This is a genomic window from Exiguobacterium sp. s149 (assembly GCF_018618395.1).
In the GTDB taxonomy this organism is placed as follows: domain Bacteria; phylum Bacillota; class Bacilli; order Exiguobacteriales; family Exiguobacteriaceae; genus Exiguobacterium; species Exiguobacterium chiriqhucha.
This window is the reverse complement of sequence record NZ_JACSLZ010000001.1, coordinates 1-15,831: the sequence shown is the minus strand read 5'-3', so window position 1 is coordinate 15,831 and position 15,831 is coordinate 1. Positions and strand designations below refer to the sequence as shown.

Here is a 15,831-nt window from a genome sequence, read left to right as displayed (position 1 = left end):
TTATACAAAAAAAGACGACCAGAGTCGTCTTCGTGCTCATTAGCCTGGGATTCCACCGTAAATCAATGTCGCGACGCCGAAAAATCCGAATACGAGTACAGTGACCGCGGCGAAAGCAAGTGGAAAGAATTGGCGCTTCTTAAACGAACGGGCCATTCCCCAGATTGCAACGAGTGCAACGATGAGCGAGATCCATCCAAATGGTTCATACAAATGCATGACGAGTTCCCCCTTTATTATACGTCATGAAATTCATAAAAATTTCACTGAAATATCATTATTATTTTATCCGATAATGTAGACGCTGTCGAGAAAAGAAAGCCTCCGCTACAATTTTGCCACAATATCGATTAGAATGATGGGGGAGGTGTTCTGAATGAACATAGTAAGAATCACATCGGGCCTGGCCCAAGAGAACGGATACGTACTCGAAAAAGAAGGTACGGTCCTCATCGTCGACCCGGGCACGGATGACCCGAAATTCTTCGAGGCAGTGGAACGATTCGGTGGCTTGAACGCCATTCTGTTGACACATGCCCACTTTGACCATATCGGGGGAATCGATGCCTTGCGTGACCGTTACAACGTCCCGGTCTACGTCCATGAAGCGGAACGGACGTGGCTGATGGACGACGAGAAGAACGGGGCGGCGAAGTTTCATCTGCCAAGTGCGGCGATGCGACCGGCCGAACGGATCTATCAAGGCAAGACGCTCGAAATCGGTGCGTTCACCATCGAGTTGCATCACACGCCGGGTCATTCGCCGGGTAGCGTCACGCTTCACTTCCCGACCGAACGCATCGCCTTCTGTGGGGATTTGATTTTCAAACAGTCGGTCGGACGGACCGATTTGTACGGTGGTGACCAAGCGACGTTGCTTGGATCGATCGATCGCATGCGTCAGTTATTACCGGGTGAAACGGTGCTCTATTCAGGTCATGGGCCGAAGACGACGCTCGAGGCCGAGATTCGGACGAATCCGTTTTTCGACAGATAACTAAAAAAAGATTGTCTCACGAGGAGACAATCTTTTTTTACATTTGGAAGTTACTCCAATACGTGAAGACGACGAAGAAGACAGTTAAATAAGCGCCGAACACGTATACATACGTTTTTTCAGTGAGTTTCAAGTAGCCTAGTGCGACGAAGAAAATAGTTTGAGCTAAAAAGACAAGACCCATTACGACGAAGTCACCACTATGTTCGCTACTGCTTTGATCTCCACCGAGTGCGCCTACGAAAGCAAGCGCCGCGATCAACCCAGTCCAAAAGCCTAGGACACGGAACATTCTCGCCATGTTAATCCCCCCATACGTGCATTATTCCATTCTCATTCACTATTTTACCAACACATTCAGAAAAATGCTATGAAAACGTGTGAATTGAGCAAAATAATCGTGAAAAATATGTGAAATGAAAACGTTGGGCAAGGTTGTACAAAAAAATTAAAAAACTTGTACAAACTATGTACAAAACGGGTATAAGGTTGTATAATCAACTTACACACATCGAACGAATCGTTCCACACATTATAGAGGAGGTATTGAAATGGCAAATGAATTGATGTTCTACACGTACCCGAGCTGTACTTCATGCCGTAAGACGAAAGCGTTTTTACAGGAGCAGCACCTTGAGGTAAGCGAGCGCCATATCTTCCGCAACGCTCCGACCGTGGACGAATTGAAGACGCTATTGGCACTGAGCGAAAACGGAGTCGACTCGCTTCTCGCAACGAGAAGTCAGGCGTTCAAGCAATTAGACATTGACGTCGAAGATTTAAAGCTGAGCGAGTTGCTCAAGTTGATGAGCGAAAATCCGAAACTATTGAAACGCCCGATTTTGACGGATGGCAACGAAGTCATTGTCGGTTATGACAAGGCGACAATCGAAGCGTATGCCCGCCGTTTCGAATCGACAACTGCAAACGTTTCATGACGCAAGTCCACTTTCCAACGAGTGGGCTTTTTTTTATGCTCATGTTGAGGTGGCGGAGATGATGCGAATAGTTGAGCGAGTGATTGATGCGGCACGTACGTTGCAGGCAAGTGATGTCCATTTCATGCCGTTAGAGGACGAGGTGATGATTCAAGTACGGCATGGGGCACACTTGCAACGATTGGAGATGATGACACACACAGACTATGAACGATTGACCTTACATATGAAGTATTGGTGCTCATTGACGGAAACAGATCATCGCGTGCCCCAGTCCGGTATGTACGCCGGGTCAGTTGAGGCAATCCGGGTTACTTTCCTACCATCGTTCGACCGTACGCTCATGTCGTGGCGGCTTCCGAACCCCTCGTTCCACTTAGCGGAGTTGTTAGATGACAAGGACGTCCATCGGTTCAACGAATGGTCGACGTTGAGGCAAGGTCTGCTCTTAATCGGGGGCGCGACCGGGGCGGGGAAGACGACCGTCCTATATGCGTTTTTACAAAGTTTGGCCGGTCGACGCATTGTCACGATTGAGAACCCTCCGGAGAAGCAAGTGCCGGGCGTGATTCAACTCGAAGTCAATCCGAAAGCGGGACTCGACCATCGCACGTTGCTGAAAGAGACGCTCCGGGCCGATCCGGATGTGATTGTCATCGGAGAAATCAGGACGAGTGAGGAGTTGAGGGTGGCGCATGATGCGGCACTCAGCGGTCATATGACGATTGCGACGTTCCATACGGCGAGTGTGACCGATGGCGAACGGCGACTCGAACAGCTCACGGGGAAGATGGAAGTCACACGGCATTGGTGCATCCTGCACCGGGAAGACGAGGTGAGCTGTACGTGGTCCGAGACCAATTGAGCAAGGAGTTGGCCATCATTCGCCGCTTCCTCAGACTCCAGTCACGTGGAGTCGGGTTGAAGAAGACGTTCGAGACGCTCGAACTGCATGAACGTGGAAAAATGAAACTAGTCATCCGTGAGATGCGGAATCAACTTGAGCAAGGACGCCCGCTCGCCAACGTGTTCGAGGGACTCGTCATCGACCCGAGGATGCGAGAGATGCTCGTCACAGCCGAACGGGGTCATCATTTTTTGGAAGGGCTTGAGCAAGTGCTCGTCTTATCGACGATGCGCCGCAATCTACGGCAAGAACTCAGCCAGTTGGCACGGTACCCGCTCGTGATTTTGACGATGCTGCTCGGGCTCGGTGCGATTTACGCCCTGTATATCTTCCCAAAGCTGTTGACGATGGTAGAGGTCGATACGCTCGATGGGCTGAACGCGATTCTTCTGTCGCGATGGTTTTTCCCAGGTCTGTTCGTCGGATTGCTCGTGACTGGGGCCGGCCTCTATTGGAACGGCCGACTCGGCCGACTCGTGCCGCTACGTGTCGTCGAGAGAGGTAGACGGCTGTATGTGACGTACTTGTTCGTCAGTGAGTTAGCCTTGTTGAGTGAAGGACAGGGTTCGGTCCGTCACATCATCGAGCGGCTGTCACGAGGAGACGGTGAAGTGGCGAGCATCGCGAGACGGATGCATGAGCGCATGTCGGCCGGGTGCGAACTCGAGGCGGCGGCGCGGCAAGAGCGTTTGCTCGAGCATGAAGTCGTCAGTCTGTTCGGCGTCGGGACGGTGAGCGGGGAGCTCGGATCAATCATGATGATTCATCGGGATCTCGTGTTCGAAGAGATGGAGCTGTATTGGAAGCAGCTGATCGCCAAGGCCGAACAGATGTTATACGGATTTTTAACGGTGATGGTCACGATGATCTTTTATACGATTTATTTGCCGGTCAAACTAATCATGTCTCAACTATGACAAGGAGGAATCTGATTATGACACACTTCAAATCAGAACAAGGATTCACGCTCGTCGAAATGGCCGCCGTCTTGCTAATTATCTCGGTGTTGCTCTTGCTCCTCGTCCCGTCGATGTCAGACGGGAAGTCACGAGCGGACAGCGTCAGTTGCGAGGGCAGTGTGCGCATCGTCGAGTCCGAAATCAATTTGTATTACGCGGAACATAAAGCGTACCCTGAGACGTTAGTGGCGATCGACCGTGCCACGACTGAGAGTCCGCTCGAATACAGTTGTCAGTCGCTCGTGTACACGTATGCGCCGACGACCGGTACGTTGACAAAACAGTGAGGCGAGACGGCTATACGTTAATCGAGACGGCGGCCGTCCTCGTCATTTTGGCACTCCTGCTCCTCATGGCGACCCCGGTCGTCCGGTCGATGGACCGGTTGGCATTATTCGATTTCACGGAGGCGCTCGTGAGTGACATCGCCGAAGTGGGACAAGCGCCCTACGTCGCCGCCGACGGCTCGTGTGTGCCGCGTTTACGTTGGTATCTCAAAGAACGGCGCTACCAAATCGCTTGCGGGACGACACCAATCGTGTCCCGCGTGGTGCCGGAAGGGGTCGATCTGAGTTTGCCGACCAATAGTGAAATCGTCTTTTCACGCACGGCAGCGACGTATGCGGGACAGTGGAAGTTCTATTCAGGAACGACGATGGTGACGTTGAAATTCAGGATGGGGACGTACGAGCCGGAGGTGTTGCGCGTTGAAGGGAAATGAGCAAGGAGTCACGTTTTGGGAGATTTGCCTCAGTCTGGCGCTCTTACTGGCTTGGGTCGGTGTCGTTGCCCCATTCATCGAGGCGGCGACGGAACGGGTCGAGCGCCTCGAGACGACCGTCCGTACGTATGAACGGCTCCAAGGGGAGGTGCTGCGCGATGCCGCGAACCCGAGCGGACGCCAAACAATCTGTGACGGCGACCTTTGCCTGCCGACGCTTTGATTCGGGCTTCACCTTGCTCGAAGTGAGTCTCACGATGTTGATCATCCCGCTCTTCATCGGGCTGATGGTCCACTTCCTCGTCCTCGGACAAGCATTTTATGAACAACCTCGGGCGAAAGTCCAGACGACGCCGCAACTGATGGTGCGGAAACTGTTCGAGAGCCGCGATTGTGACGTCGTGTCGGGCCGTCTCGTCGGTACGCATGTGCGCCCGGACGGGACGACATGGACGTGGACGCTCAAACAAATCGACCGGAACTTGGTCATGGTCGGAGACGGGGGAGGGAATTTGCTATTTTTAAGAGGAATCGAGGCGTACCGGGTCGAACCGGTAGGAGAAGGTTTTCGAATTCAATGGAACGATGCGACCGGGCCGCGCGAGAAGAACGTGATGTGCATGCGCGCGGATACTTTGTGATGTCGACGTTAATCGTACTGACGTGGTTACTCGGCGGGGCAATGTTTTGGTATACTGATATCGAACGAAGCACTGAACAATTGGCGCTCGATGCCTTGGCGATTCGCTTCGAGGCTCACGTGATGGTGGCGGAGCGGACGTGCGGGTCGACCGCGGTCGCGTTGACGAGACCGACCGGCACAATCCAATGCCGTCCGCTCGGCACTGGGACGATTGAGGTCGACGTACGCCTTCAGACCGGTGAACGACATAAAGAGGTGATTTATTTCGATGACTAAACCGTTTTACATCATTGGATTTATGGGTACAGGTAAATCAAGCTTAAAACAATATCTTGCAAAATCGAATCACGTCATCGATTTGGACGAGTTGTTTGAAACAGATACCGGTATGGACATCCCGGCATATTTCGATCGTTACGGCGAAGCAGCGTTTCGGCTCCAAGAGAGTCGACTGTTACAAAATGCGCGCGCTGACTATATCGTGACGGGCGGAGGGATTGTTGAACGGGAAGCGAATATGGAATGGATGCGAGAGCAAGGTGTCATCATCACGCTCGACTTGCCGTTTGAAGTGTGTTGGGAACGGATTAAAGACTCAGACCGTCCACTCGTTCGTAACGGAAAAGCGGCCGTTCACACGTTGTACGAACGTCGTCGACCGCTCTATGCGCGCGCAAATCACGTGCTTGACGCTTCGCTCTGCACTGAGGCCATCGCGCATACATTGAATCAGTTGAAGGAGGTAGAAGGATGATTTGGATTAATCTTGGGATTATCGTACTCGCACTTGTCGGGCTCGGCTTGTATGGCTTCTTATTGTACCGTAATAAAATGAAGGCAGACCTTCGTCGCGTGAAGCGCTTGACGGAACGGTTCCAAATCCGTGCCGACGTCATCCAAGGGCTCGTCAATGAGATTAAACAACACGTGGATACGGTCAATGCATCGGTGAAACAGATGAAAGCCTATTCGGTGAAAGTGAAGGACGAGACGATGGAGCTGAAACAAGCGACCGTCGGCTTGACGAAAGAAATTAAACGGACCGCTGGAATCGAACGCCCAGACGTTTCCACTGAGACTAAAATATGAAATAATGAGGATGAAAACGTTTTCGTTTTCCATCCTCTTTATTTTTGCCCATTTTGGCTAGGCAGAGCCGCAAAAAATTGATAAAGTGGAATAGAAAACGAAATATTTCACGAAATACATTATTTACGTTCGGGATTGGGGGATAATATGGAGAAAGTATCGTTAAAACGTACGCCTTTATATGATTTGATTTCCGTAAAGGCGAAGATGGTGGATTTTGCGGGGTTTGAGATGCCGATCATGTTCTCATCTATTAAAGAAGAGCATCAAGCGGTTCGCAACAACGTCGGGATGTTCGATGTGTCACACATGGGGGAGATTCGCATCGAAGGACCGGATGCGCTCGAGAACGTGCAACGTCTTGTCACGAACGATGTGTCTAAATTACAGATCGGTCAGGTGCAGTATAATCTGTTCTGTTTACCGAACGGCGGTGTCATCGACGACCTGCTCGTCTACCGACTCGATGAAGACGCATTTTGGCTCGTCGTCAACGCCTCGAATATCGAAAAAGATGTGGCGCACGTCCGTGAATATGTCACAGGGGACGTCACGGTGACGGATGAGTCGAACGCCTATGGTCAAATCGCCATCCAAGGACCGATGGCTGAACAAGTGCTCGGCCGTTTGACGGATTTGCCGCTGGCCGACATCAAGTTTTTCCGGTTCATGACCGGCGACGTGGCCGGCGTGTCGACCATCGTTTCACGCAGCGGCTATACGGGGGAGGACGGGTTTGAATTGTATGCCCGCGCCGAAGACGTAGCCGCAATTTGGTCAGCGTTAGAAGCTGAAGGCGTCACGCCATGCGGGCTCGGCTCGCGTGACACGCTCCGGTTCGAAGCGTGCCTCCCGCTCTATGGGCACGAGCTTGATGAGACGGTCACTCCGTTCGAGGCGAACTTGAACTTTGCCGTCAAACTCGATACTGAGTTCATCGGTAAGGACGCCCTCGTGAAGCAAAAAGAAGACATCCCGCGCCGATTGATCGGCTTGCGTTTGCTCGGGCGCGGTATCGCTCGTCAAGGCGCGACGGTCGAAGTTGACGGAGAGACGATTGGTGTTGTCACGACTGGTACGATGCCGCCGACGGTGAACGAATCAATTGCCTGGGCGCGCGTCGATCGCCGTTTCGCGGAGGCGACACACTTTATTGTTGAAGTTCGGGGTAAAAAAATAGAAGCCGAACGTGTACCGACACCGTTTTATAAACGTAAATGAAACAGGGGGATTCAGAATGAATAGAATGGAGTTTCGTTATTTACCGATGACAGAGCAAGATGAGCGTGACATGTTGCAGACGATTGGCGTAGAGTCGATTGAAAACCTACTCGAGGATATCCCAGCATCGCTCCGGGAGACTGCTTCTTTAGCGGCCATCGGTGCGCCGCTTCCGGAAGTTGACCTCGTTCGTCATATGACGAAGCTGGCTGAGAAAAACGTGCACACGAAATCGACTCCGAGTTTCCTCGGGGCCGGGATGTACGATCACCTCTCTCCGAGCGTCATGAACCATATGCTTCTCCGTTCCGAGTTCTATACTGCTTATACGCCGTATCAACCTGAAATCTCGCAAGGTGAACTCCAAGCGATGTTCGAGTTCCAAACGATGATTTGCGAATTGACGGGGATGGACGTGGCCAACTCGTCAATGTATGACGGCATCACTGCCCTCGCTGAAGCAACGTATCTGGCGAGTGCCCATACAAAGAAAAAACGTGTCGTCGTATCAGGAGCGGTCCATCCGGAAGCGAAGGATGTCATCCGAACATACGCAGGTGGGCCAGGGCTCACGGTCGAATATACGGACGTGAGTGCGGGAGTGACCGATATATCTGACATCGATTTGACGGATGCCTCGTGCCTCGTCGTCCAATATCCGAACTTCTTCGGTCGTGTCGAGGACTTGTCAGCCCTCGCGAAAGCAGCGCACGACGCCGGCGCCTTGTTCGTCGTGTCGAGCAATCCGCTCGCGCTCGGTATTCTGGAATCACCGGGTGCGCTCGGTGCCGACATCACAGTCGGTGACGCCCAACCGTTCGGAATCCCGCAAAGCTTCGGCGGTCCTTCATGTGGATACTTCGCCGTCAAACAAGCACTCATGCGCAAACTTCCAGGCCGCCTCGTCGGTCAAACGGTCGATGAGGATGGGAAGCGCGGTTTCGTCTTGACGCTTCAGGCGCGGGAACAACACATCCGTCGTGACAAAGCGACGTCAAACATCTGCTCGAACCAGGCGCTCAATGCGCTCGCGGCATCAATCACGATGTCTGCCCTCGGGAAGTACGGGATTCGTGACATGGCCGTCCGTAACATTCAAACGGCCCATTACATGAAAGAAGCACTCAAGACTGCTGGATACACGGTAATCGATGAAGGGCCGATGTTCAATGAGTTCGTCGTCGACTTCGGAGTCGATGCGGAAGATGTGTCGCGTCATCTGCTCGAGGCCGGCATCATCGGCGGCTTGCCACTCGGCTCGTATGAGACAGAACGGCAGACGCAAATGTTGCTCTGTGCGACGGAGCTTCGGACGAAAGAAGAAATCGATCAATTTGTTGAAGTGGTTGGGGGGATGAAGTGATGCAACACGAACAAACATTAATTTTCGAAGTGTCACGTGCAGGACGAACGGGCTATAACTTACCGACACCGACCGTGCCGGAAGTCGATTTGGACACGCTCTTACCGGCTTCGATGATCCGTCAAGAAGCGGCCGAGCTTCCGGAAGTATCGGAACTTGATGTCGTCCGCCATTATACGTCGCTGTCGACACGCAACCACGGTGTCGATTCCGGCTTCTATCCGCTCGGCTCGTGCACGATGAAATATAACCCGAAAGTGAATGAAGATATGGCCCGCCTCCCCGGCTTCGCCCATATCCATCCGTTGCAGCCGGTCGAGTCGATTCAAGGGGCGCTCGAGCTCATGGTCGACCTGCAAGAACAACTTGCCGAAATCACCGGCATGGATGAAGTGACGCTTCAACCGGCAGCCGGGGCCCATGGAGAATGGACCGGTCTCATGCTCATCAAGGCGTTCCACCATCACAACGGTGATATGGAGCGGACAAAAGTACTCGTGCCGGATTCGGCACACGGAACGAACCCGGCCTCGGCCGTCGTTGCCGGTTTCGAGACGGTGACCGTCAAATCAGATGAGCGTGGGCTCGTCGATTTGGAAGACTTGAAGTCAAAAGTCGGGGCCGATACGGCAGCGCTCATGCTGACGAACCCGAATACACTCGGTTTGTTCGAGGCCGACATTTTGGAGATTGCCAAAGTCGTCCACGAGGCCGGCGGTAAGCTTTATTACGACGGAGCCAACTCGAATGCGATTTTAGGCATCGCCCGTCCTGGGGATATGGGCTTCGACGTCGTCCACTTGAACTTGCATAAGACGTTCACGGGCCCGCACGGTGGTGGCGGTCCAGGATCTGGACCGGTCGGAGTGAAGCGTGATTTGATTCCGTACTTGCCAACGCCGATTGCGCGCCGTGCCGAAACGGGCTTCACGCTCGATTATGATCGCCCGCAATCGATTGGCCGCATCAAACCGTTCTATGGCAACTTCGGGATTAACGTCCGTGCCTACAGCTACATCAAGACGATGGGCGCGGAAGGGTTGACGCGCGTCTCACGCGAAGCGGTATTGAACGCCAACTATATGTTCGCCCGCTTGAAAGATGCGTTCGATGTGCCGTACGATACGTTCTGCAAGCATGAGTTCGTCTTGTCTGGAAAACGTCAAAAAGCGCTCGGCGTGCGTACGCTCGATATCGCCAAACGATTGCTCGATTTCGGCTACCATCCGCCGACGATTTACTTCCCGCTCAACGTCGAGGAGTGCATCATGGTCGAACCGACGGAGACGGAATCGAAAGAGACGCTCGACGCATTCTGCGACGCGATGCTCCAAATCGTCAAAGAGGCAGAAGAGAATCCGGAAATCGTTCAGACGGCCCCGCATACGACGGTCGTCAAACGACTCGACGAGACGCTCGCTGCTCGCAAGCCGGTGCTCAAATACGAACGACGCCAACCGTCGTCCATCAATTGAAACCGAACCCGTTCGCTATAAGCGAGCGGGTTTTTTGGCGCAAAAAAAACGTCCATCTCCGCTAGAAGGAGTGGACGTAGTGAGCGGGTCAGTCTTTTTTGACTTTCCCTTTCCAGTTTTTGAAGCCGCCGTCGAGCATGTAGATGTCCGTATAACCATTTTTCATGAGCAGCTTGGCCGCTTGGTTCGTACGTGACTTGCCTTGGCAATACATGAGGATCGGTTGATCTTTGCGAAGTTCTTTCATGCGCAGTTTCATTTGTCCGACCGGGATGTTACGGGCGCCGACGATGTGGCCTCCCTTGTACTCGTTCGGTTCACGGACGTCGATCAATTGACCTTTACGGAGCGATGCACGGAACTCTTCTTGCTTCATTTTCTTCAAACCGCGAGCCGGCAAGAAACGCCAGACGATGTATGCGATGAGCGCAGCCCATAGGATGATGACGAGGATAGTTTCGATTCCCATTGATGTTCTCCCTTTCTCTATTAAGTTTCACCAACATCCATTATAAAGAATTTAAGGTCATGAGACAATGATTGACTGATGGATTTCCCCGTTCTGCTTTCGGTTTCTAAATGGTTGCGTTAAAATAGAGATTGCAGAACGGAACATAAGGGGAGGCTATGCCCATGCCGACACCGAGTATGGAAGATTACTTAGAACGAATTTATTTGCTGATGGTCGAGAAAGGATACGCCCGCGTATCCGATATCGCCGAACATTTAGGGGTGCATCCCTCCTCTGTCACGAAAATGGTGCAAAAGCTCGACCGGGAAGACTATTTGATTTATGAGAAATATAGAGGTCTCATGCTGACGAACAAAGGCCAGAAAATCGGGAAACGGCTTGTCGAACGGCATGCGATGCTCGAGTCATTTCTACGCTTGATTGGCGTCGACGAAGCTCACGTCTATGAGGATGTCGAAGGGATTGAACACCACTTAAGCTCAAATACGCTCGACTGTATGACCCAATTCGTCGAATTTTTCGAAGACAAACCGGAACTGATGGCACAGTTTCGTGCGTTTCGAGAGGTGAACCGCTCTGAAGACGAGTGAATATAAACGACCGCGACCGATGAATCGAATCGGAAGCGGTCGTTTTTTTACGTAAATCTAACCTAAAACCGAACGATGACTTCGTATTTTTCAAGTGAAGTCTATTTTTAAGCCGTTTTTATGATAGAATGGGTGCTGGTAAGAATGATAAGGGGGTGACGGCGAACAATCGCCGACATTATGGATATTCAAATCAAAGGGAAACTGTTTGACGAAGCGCAGATTAAACAACGTGTGGCGGAACTCGCCCAACAAATCGAACGCGATGCGGCAGGGACACCGATCGTCCTCGTGGCCGTCTTGAAAGGGTCGCTCGTCTTCGCAGCCGACTTAATGCGCGAGATGACGGGCAGTGTCCAACTCGACACAGTCGCGACGTCGTCGTACGGAAAGAAATCGGTCTCGAGCGGGAACGTCCAACTCCGTAAAGATTTAGATCTCGATGTCGAAGGGAAATACGTCGTCATCATCGAGGACATCATCGATACGGGACAAACGCTCAAATTTTTATGCCAGCACATGACGTTGCATCAACCGGGAGAATTGAAGATTTGTACACTCCTCGATAAACCGGCCCGCCGGCTCGTCACGTTAGATGCGGACTATGTTGGTTTCGAGATTCCAGATGAATTCGTCATCGGGTATGGCATCGATTATGCCGAACAGTACCGCAATCTGCCGTATATCGGCTTCGTCGAGACAGAATGAAAAACGAACCAGGCCGGATATGGCCTGGTTCGTTTTCACATATTGGCTTTCTTTTTCTTCTTGCCTTTCTTGCCTTCGATGACGGTCAAGTGTGGGGCGTCGCTGCGATGCACCGAGCGGGTTGGACGCTTCGATAGTTTCGTCACGTTTGAACTGGGCTTCACTTTCTTCTTGGCCGCAGTGGACGGCTTGACTTTCGGATTCGCACCTGGGCGTTGCATCCGTTTTTTCGAGGCTTGAGCGGTCTTCCGGTAACGCATATCCTCAGCCGAAATTTTCGGCGCCATGAACACTCGATAAATCACGTAGAAAATCAACCCGAAAATCCCGATGAAGAGCAACTGTCTGAACAATCGACCAGGGTCGGTCGCGAGCATATGTCCGACACCGATGAAGCCTAAGATGAACACGATCGTGGCTGCGGTCGAGCCGATTCTTTGTCTGATCATGGTGCTTTCCTCCTCTTTATCCCTCTCTTTGCACGGCCGGTTGACCTAGTTCTGAACGTTCCCATGTCTCGAACGCCTCGATGGCGACACGGATTTGTTCGTCATTCGGTTCGCGCGTCGTCAACAATTGTAAAGACAACCCAGGCTTGCCGAGAACGGACAAGAAGCGATGTTCACGGAAGCGGTTTGTAAATTGGAGCACCTCGAACGAGATGCCGATGACCACTGGCAACAAAGCGATGCGGCTGACGAGTCGGACCCAGAGGGGGTCGATCGGGACGATCATGTAAACGCCGATGCCGACGAAAACGGTGAATAGGATGAAACTCGATCCACAGCGATAGTGGAGGCGTGAACTTGCCCGAACGTTATCGACGGTAATCGGTCGTCCGGACTCATAACAGTTGATCACCTTGTGCTCGGCCCCGTGATATTGGAACACGCGCCGGATGAGTGGCGTCAAGGAAATCAAATAAAGGTAACTGAGCAACAATACTAATTTTATTCCCCCTTCGAGGAGGTTTTGAATCACATGACCGGACAATGCGGGCACGCTTTGGAACATAGCGGCGAGAAGGGCCGGGGTGACGTTGAAAATCAGCTTCCCGAACACGTATGAGATGACGCCGACGATGGCGATCATGACGACCATCAAGATGTTCTGTTTTTTCTCTTCTGGTTTCGTTGTCTCGTCCTCACTCGGGTCCACGTCATAACGATCGCTTGCGAACGTCATATGGGCCGAACCATTTTTGAGTGATTCATATAGCGCGACCACACCACGCAGGAATGGGATTTTTTTTAACGATTGGACCCACGGGACAAGAATGCGGGGCTGCTGGAACGTCTCGATAGACCCGTCTTTCCGTCGAATCGCCGAAGCGCTCTCGGCGCGTCCTTGAAACATGACGCCTTCCACGAGCGCCTGGCCACCGACGGGAATCATTGGTTTAGTTTTCATGTCATTTCCTCGATTCCTACAGTTATATAGTTGAATTATACCGTGATTCACGTAAAAAACGAAACCTCACGAACGTCGATTGTCGCACGAACCGTTAAATTTGTTACAATAGAGGCGACTTGACGAACAGGGGGGAAGACTTGTGCATATACTCGTCTTAAATGGACCGAATTTGAATCTGCTCGGGAAGCGGGAACCGGACGTATACGGGGACGTCTCGTTGAAGGGATTGACGGCGGAGCTATTGCTCGCCGCCCCGGAGGATGTTCAGTTGACGTTCGTCCAATCCAACCATGAAGGCGAACTGATCGATGCGCTCCATGAAGCGTACGATTATGCGGGGGTCATCTTTAATGCGGGGGCGTACACGCATACGTCGATTGCGCTCCGGGATGCCATCGCCGCCATCAAAGCCCCGGTCGTCGAAGTACATATCTCGAACGTGCATGCACGGGAGTCGTTTCGTCATGAATCGAAACTTGCCGCCGTTTGTCTCGGTGTCATCAGCGGTTTCGGCTTGACGAGCTATACGCTCGCGTTGCAGGCATTGCTCGTACATTGGAGGAATCGACATGATTGAACGGGTCAACAAACTGCAAGGTCAGCTAGAAGCGAACGGCATCGACGGATTGCTCGTGACGAAACGGGAAAACATCCGCTACTTATCTGGTTTCACCGGGTCGAGCGGTGTCCTCGTAATCACGGCGCAGTCGGCGAGCTTCATCACGGATTTCCGCTACACGGAACAAGCCGCTAGCCAAGTAAAAGGCTTCGACATCATCGAGCATAAGACGTCGCTCATCAAGTCGGTGGCGGAAGTCGTGACAGAGCAAGCGGTGAAGCGCCTCGGCATCGAACAAGATGACATGACGGTCGGCCAGTTCCGGACGTATGAAAAAGAAGTCGCAGCCGAGCTCGTCGAGACGTCAGGTATCGTCGAAAAGCTACGCTTGATTAAGGATGAGTCAGAGATTAAGATAATGAAGGAAGCCGCGGCGATTGCGGACGCGGCGTTTGCGCACATCCAGACGTTCATCCGTCCAGGGCGGACCGAAAAAGAAGTCGCGAATGAACTGGAAATGTTCATGCGGGCCCAAGGTGCGGACTCATCTTCGTTCGATATGATCGTTGCGTCAGGGCATCGTTCGGCATTGCCGCACGGTGTGGCCAGCGACAAGGTCATCGAAGCGGGAGAACTCGTGACGCTCGATTTCGGTGCCTACTATCAAGGATACTGCTCGGATATCACACGTACGCTCGCTATCGGGGACATCTCGGACGAGTTGCGGACGATTTACGATACGGTGCTCCGGGCTCAACTCGCAGGTGTCGAGGGCACGAAAGCTGGCATCACGGGAATCGAGGCGGACGCATTGACGCGTGACGTGATTAAAGACGCGGGCTACGGTGAATACTTCGGACATTCGACAGGCCACGGTCTCGGCATGGAAGTGCATGAGGCACCAGGCTTGTCATTCCGTTCGGAGACGGTGCTAGAGCCGGGGATGGTCGTCACGATCGAACCGGGTATCTATATTGCTGGGATCGGCGGTTGCCGCATCGAGGATGACGTGGTCGTCACGGAGACGGGGAACATCCGTCTCACGCAGTCGCCAAAAGAGTTAATTACGATTGAGGCTTGAGTCTCAGCTCATTTTAGGAGGAAATCAACATGGTATCAGTTAACGATTTAAAAACAGGCTTAACGGTCAAGACGTCTGACGGTTCGATTTGGCAAGTCATCGAATTCCAACACGTCAAGCCAGGTAAAGGCGCGGCTTTCGTCCGCACGAAAATGCGTAACTTGCGCACAGGTGCGATTCAAGAGACGACGTTCCGTGGTGGCGAGCGCATCGAACGTGCGCACATCGAACGGAAACGCATGCAGTACCTCTATCCGATGGGCGATACGTACGTGTTCATGGACACAGAGTCGTATGAACAGCTCGAATTGACGGGCGAGCAAGTGAAAGCGGCGCTCCCGTACATGCTCGAGAACATGGAAGTAAGTATCGCTGACTACGACGGTGAGATTCTCGGAATCGAGCTTCCGACGACGGTCGTCTTGACGATTGTCGAAGCCGATCCAGGCGTCAAAGGCGACACGGCATCGAACGTGAAGAAAAACGCGACGGTCGAAACGGGCCACATCATTCAAGTGCCGCTCTTCATCGAGCCAGGCGAAAAAGTAACGGTCGACACGCGCACAGGCGAGTTCACGGGCCGCTATAACGGGTAAACCAAGGGTGTCTAGACTGACCTAGCTATATGAGACACTAATAAAAACACCTTATTAGGCTGCCACCACACCATATTTTATCGGTGTGAGGTAGCCTAA

General features: G+C 52.4%; 24 protein-coding genes. 19 read left to right on the top strand and 5 right to left on the bottom strand.

Annotation, left to right across the window (positions count from 1 at the left end; genetic code table 11):
• Positions 1–39: 39 nt before the first annotated feature.
• Positions 40–219 (bottom strand): DUF2759 domain-containing protein, encoded by a 180-nt coding sequence (locus KNP81_RS00120; RefSeq protein WP_029595254.1) that lies wholly within the window; start codon positions 217–219, stop codon positions 40–42.
• A 157-nt stretch (positions 220–376) separates the two neighbouring features.
• On the opposite strand from KNP81_RS00120, the gene KNP81_RS00115 reads away from it, so the two are divergent.
• Positions 377–997, top strand: a complete 621-nt coding sequence (locus tag KNP81_RS00115; RefSeq protein ID WP_029595255.1) for an MBL fold metallo-hydrolase — start codon at positions 377–379, stop codon at positions 995–997.
• A 37-nt stretch (positions 998–1,034) separates the two neighbouring features.
• Here KNP81_RS00115 and KNP81_RS00110 read toward each other — a convergent pair whose 3' ends face one another.
• Positions 1,035–1,298 carry a DUF2626 domain-containing protein gene (locus tag KNP81_RS00110; RefSeq protein WP_021067727.1) on the bottom strand — a complete coding sequence of 88 codons (264 nt, stop codon included), beginning with the start codon at positions 1,296–1,298 and terminating at the stop codon, positions 1,035–1,037.
• A gap of 250 nt (positions 1,299–1,548) precedes the next feature.
• Between KNP81_RS00110 and KNP81_RS00105 the strand changes: the two genes are divergently transcribed.
• The 13 genes from KNP81_RS00105 (at position 1,549) to gcvPB (ending at position 10,313) form a co-directional block, all read left to right on the top strand.
• On the top strand, positions 1,549–1,935 hold the full coding sequence (locus tag KNP81_RS00105; protein ID WP_021067726.1) for a Spx/MgsR family RNA polymerase-binding regulatory protein: 387 nt from the start codon (positions 1,549–1,551) through the stop codon (positions 1,933–1,935).
• A 58-nt stretch (positions 1,936–1,993) separates the two neighbouring features.
• Positions 1,994–2,800 carry an ATPase, T2SS/T4P/T4SS family gene (locus tag KNP81_RS00100; RefSeq protein ID WP_214717348.1) on the top strand — a complete coding sequence of 269 codons (807 nt, stop codon included), beginning with the start codon at positions 1,994–1,996 and terminating at the stop codon, positions 2,798–2,800.
• The gene (locus KNP81_RS00095) at positions 2,782–3,759 is read left to right on the top strand and encodes a type II secretion system F family protein (protein ID WP_214717346.1); all 978 of its coding nucleotides are present in this window, start codon (positions 2,782–2,784) and stop codon (positions 3,757–3,759) included. Before KNP81_RS00100 ends, KNP81_RS00095 begins: the two co-directional genes overlap by 19 nt.
• Positions 3,760–3,776: 17 nt before the next feature.
• A complete protein-coding gene (locus KNP81_RS00090; protein WP_029595259.1) occupies positions 3,777–4,088 on the top strand; it encodes a prepilin-type N-terminal cleavage/methylation domain-containing protein in 312 nt (103 codons plus the stop codon).
• The gene (locus KNP81_RS00085; RefSeq protein ID WP_131471259.1) at positions 4,085–4,522 is read left to right on the top strand and encodes a prepilin-type N-terminal cleavage/methylation domain-containing protein; all 438 of its coding nucleotides are present in this window, start codon (positions 4,085–4,087) and stop codon (positions 4,520–4,522) included. Before KNP81_RS00090 ends, KNP81_RS00085 begins: the two co-directional genes overlap by 4 nt.
• Entirely contained in the window at positions 4,509–4,745 is a 237-nt protein-coding gene (locus KNP81_RS00080; protein ID WP_021067721.1) for a hypothetical protein, read from the top strand. The genes KNP81_RS00085 and KNP81_RS00080 overlap by 14 nt, the downstream gene beginning before the upstream one ends.
• On the top strand, positions 4,681–5,163 hold the full coding sequence (locus tag KNP81_RS00075; protein ID WP_165569415.1) for a prepilin-type N-terminal cleavage/methylation domain-containing protein: 483 nt from the start codon (positions 4,681–4,683) through the stop codon (positions 5,161–5,163). Before KNP81_RS00080 ends, KNP81_RS00075 begins: the two co-directional genes overlap by 65 nt.
• Complete coding sequence (locus KNP81_RS00070; RefSeq protein WP_021067719.1) at positions 5,163–5,441, top strand: hypothetical protein; 279 nt, start codon at positions 5,163–5,165, stop codon at positions 5,439–5,441. The genes KNP81_RS00075 and KNP81_RS00070 overlap by 1 nt, the downstream gene beginning before the upstream one ends.
• Positions 5,434–5,919, top strand: coding sequence for a shikimate kinase (locus KNP81_RS00065; RefSeq protein WP_251130214.1), 486 nt, complete (start codon positions 5,434–5,436; stop codon positions 5,917–5,919). Before KNP81_RS00070 ends, KNP81_RS00065 begins: the two co-directional genes overlap by 8 nt.
• Positions 5,916–6,254 carry a hypothetical protein gene (locus KNP81_RS00060; protein WP_021067717.1) on the top strand — a complete coding sequence of 113 codons (339 nt, stop codon included), beginning with the start codon at positions 5,916–5,918 and terminating at the stop codon, positions 6,252–6,254. Before KNP81_RS00065 ends, KNP81_RS00060 begins: the two co-directional genes overlap by 4 nt.
• A gap of 147 nt (positions 6,255–6,401) precedes the next feature.
• A complete protein-coding gene (gene gcvT / locus KNP81_RS00055) occupies positions 6,402–7,475 on the top strand; it encodes a glycine cleavage system aminomethyltransferase GcvT (protein WP_214717339.1) in 1,074 nt (357 codons plus the stop codon).
• 25 nt (positions 7,476–7,500) lie between these two features.
• Positions 7,501–8,838: an aminomethyl-transferring glycine dehydrogenase subunit GcvPA gene (gcvPA, locus tag KNP81_RS00050; RefSeq protein WP_029595265.1), complete on the top strand. Its 1,338-nt coding sequence runs from the start codon at positions 7,501–7,503 to the stop codon at positions 8,836–8,838.
• Positions 8,838–10,313, top strand: a complete 1,476-nt coding sequence (gene gcvPB / locus KNP81_RS00045) for an aminomethyl-transferring glycine dehydrogenase subunit GcvPB (RefSeq protein WP_021067714.1) — start codon at positions 8,838–8,840, stop codon at positions 10,311–10,313. Before gcvPA ends, gcvPB begins: the two co-directional genes overlap by 1 nt.
• 88 nt (positions 10,314–10,401) lie before the next feature.
• Here gcvPB and KNP81_RS00040 read toward each other — a convergent pair whose 3' ends face one another.
• Positions 10,402–10,776, bottom strand: coding sequence for a rhodanese-like domain-containing protein (locus tag KNP81_RS00040; RefSeq protein WP_081637957.1), 375 nt, complete (start codon positions 10,774–10,776; stop codon positions 10,402–10,404).
• A 170-nt stretch (positions 10,777–10,946) separates the two neighbouring features.
• Between KNP81_RS00040 and mntR the strand changes: the two genes are divergently transcribed.
• Both mntR and hpt read left to right on the top strand, forming a co-directional pair.
• Positions 10,947–11,375, top strand: a complete 429-nt coding sequence (gene mntR, locus KNP81_RS00035; RefSeq protein ID WP_214717337.1) for a transcriptional regulator MntR — start codon at positions 10,947–10,949, stop codon at positions 11,373–11,375.
• 180 nt (positions 11,376–11,555) lie between these two features.
• Entirely contained in the window at positions 11,556–12,083 is a 528-nt protein-coding gene (gene hpt, locus KNP81_RS00030; RefSeq protein ID WP_029595267.1) for a hypoxanthine phosphoribosyltransferase, read from the top strand.
• Between the two features lie 35 nt (positions 12,084–12,118).
• On the opposite strand, the gene KNP81_RS00025 is transcribed toward hpt, so the two are convergent.
• Entirely contained in the window at positions 12,119–12,532 is a 414-nt protein-coding gene (locus KNP81_RS00025; protein ID WP_214717335.1) for an SA1362 family protein, read from the bottom strand.
• A 16-nt stretch (positions 12,533–12,548) separates the two neighbouring features.
• Positions 12,549–13,493, bottom strand: a complete 945-nt coding sequence (locus KNP81_RS00020) for a DUF1385 domain-containing protein (protein WP_214717333.1) — start codon at positions 13,491–13,493, stop codon at positions 12,549–12,551.
• A 142-nt stretch (positions 13,494–13,635) separates the two neighbouring features.
• Here KNP81_RS00020 and aroQ point away from each other — a divergent pair, with 142 nt between their 5' ends.
• Genes aroQ through efp form a run of 3 tightly spaced genes read left to right on the top strand, consistent with a single transcriptional unit; the run spans position 13,636 to position 15,732 of the window.
• Positions 13,636–14,073, top strand: a complete 438-nt coding sequence (gene aroQ, locus KNP81_RS00015; RefSeq protein ID WP_021067708.1) for a type II 3-dehydroquinate dehydratase — start codon at positions 13,636–13,638, stop codon at positions 14,071–14,073.
• Positions 14,069–15,136 (top strand): M24 family metallopeptidase, encoded by a 1,068-nt coding sequence (locus tag KNP81_RS00010; protein WP_031200299.1) that lies wholly within the window; start codon positions 14,069–14,071, stop codon positions 15,134–15,136. The genes aroQ and KNP81_RS00010 overlap by 5 nt, the downstream gene beginning before the upstream one ends.
• A gap of 29 nt (positions 15,137–15,165) precedes the next feature.
• Positions 15,166–15,732 (top strand): elongation factor P, encoded by a 567-nt coding sequence (gene efp / locus KNP81_RS00005; protein ID WP_021067706.1) that lies wholly within the window; start codon positions 15,166–15,168, stop codon positions 15,730–15,732.
• The last annotated feature ends 99 nt before the right edge of the window (positions 15,733–15,831 follow it).

Bases quoted from the DNA above. Each gene is read 5' to 3' on its own strand.
- KNP81_RS00120 (WP_029595254.1), bottom strand. From the start codon at position 219: ATGCATTTGTATGAACCATTTGGATGGATCTCGCTCATCGTTGCACTC.
- KNP81_RS00115 (WP_029595255.1), top strand. From the start codon at position 377: ATGAACATAGTAAGAATCACATCGGGCCTGGCCCAAGAGAACGGATAC.
- KNP81_RS00110 (WP_021067727.1), bottom strand. From the start codon at position 1,298: ATGGCGAGAATGTTCCGTGTCCTAGGCTTTTGGACTGGGTTGATCGCG.
- KNP81_RS00105 (WP_021067726.1), top strand. From the start codon at position 1,549: ATGGCAAATGAATTGATGTTCTACACGTACCCGAGCTGTACTTCATGC.
- KNP81_RS00100 (WP_214717348.1), top strand. From the start codon at position 1,994: ATGATGCGAATAGTTGAGCGAGTGATTGATGCGGCACGTACGTTGCAG.
- KNP81_RS00090 (WP_029595259.1), top strand. From the start codon at position 3,777: ATGACACACTTCAAATCAGAACAAGGATTCACGCTCGTCGAAATGGCC.
- KNP81_RS00075 (WP_165569415.1), top strand. From the start codon at position 4,681: ATGCCGCGAACCCGAGCGGACGCCAAACAATCTGTGACGGCGACCTTT.
- KNP81_RS00070 (WP_021067719.1), top strand. From the start codon at position 5,163: ATGTCGACGTTAATCGTACTGACGTGGTTACTCGGCGGGGCAATGTTT.
- KNP81_RS00065 (WP_251130214.1), top strand. From the start codon at position 5,434: ATGACTAAACCGTTTTACATCATTGGATTTATGGGTACAGGTAAATCA.
- KNP81_RS00060 (WP_021067717.1), top strand. From the start codon at position 5,916: ATGATTTGGATTAATCTTGGGATTATCGTACTCGCACTTGTCGGGCTC.
- gcvT (WP_214717339.1), top strand. From the start codon at position 6,402: ATGGAGAAAGTATCGTTAAAACGTACGCCTTTATATGATTTGATTTCC.
- gcvPA (WP_029595265.1), top strand. From the start codon at position 7,501: ATGGAGTTTCGTTATTTACCGATGACAGAGCAAGATGAGCGTGACATG.
- gcvPB (WP_021067714.1), top strand. From the start codon at position 8,838: ATGCAACACGAACAAACATTAATTTTCGAAGTGTCACGTGCAGGACGA.
- mntR (WP_214717337.1), top strand. From the start codon at position 10,947: ATGCCGACACCGAGTATGGAAGATTACTTAGAACGAATTTATTTGCTG.
- hpt (WP_029595267.1), top strand. From the start codon at position 11,556: ATGGATATTCAAATCAAAGGGAAACTGTTTGACGAAGCGCAGATTAAA.
- KNP81_RS00025 (WP_214717335.1), bottom strand. From the start codon at position 12,532: ATGATCAGACAAAGAATCGGCTCGACCGCAGCCACGATCGTGTTCATC.
- KNP81_RS00020 (WP_214717333.1), bottom strand. From the start codon at position 13,493: ATGAAAACTAAACCAATGATTCCCGTCGGTGGCCAGGCGCTCGTGGAA.
- efp (WP_021067706.1), top strand. From the start codon at position 15,166: ATGGTATCAGTTAACGATTTAAAAACAGGCTTAACGGTCAAGACGTCT.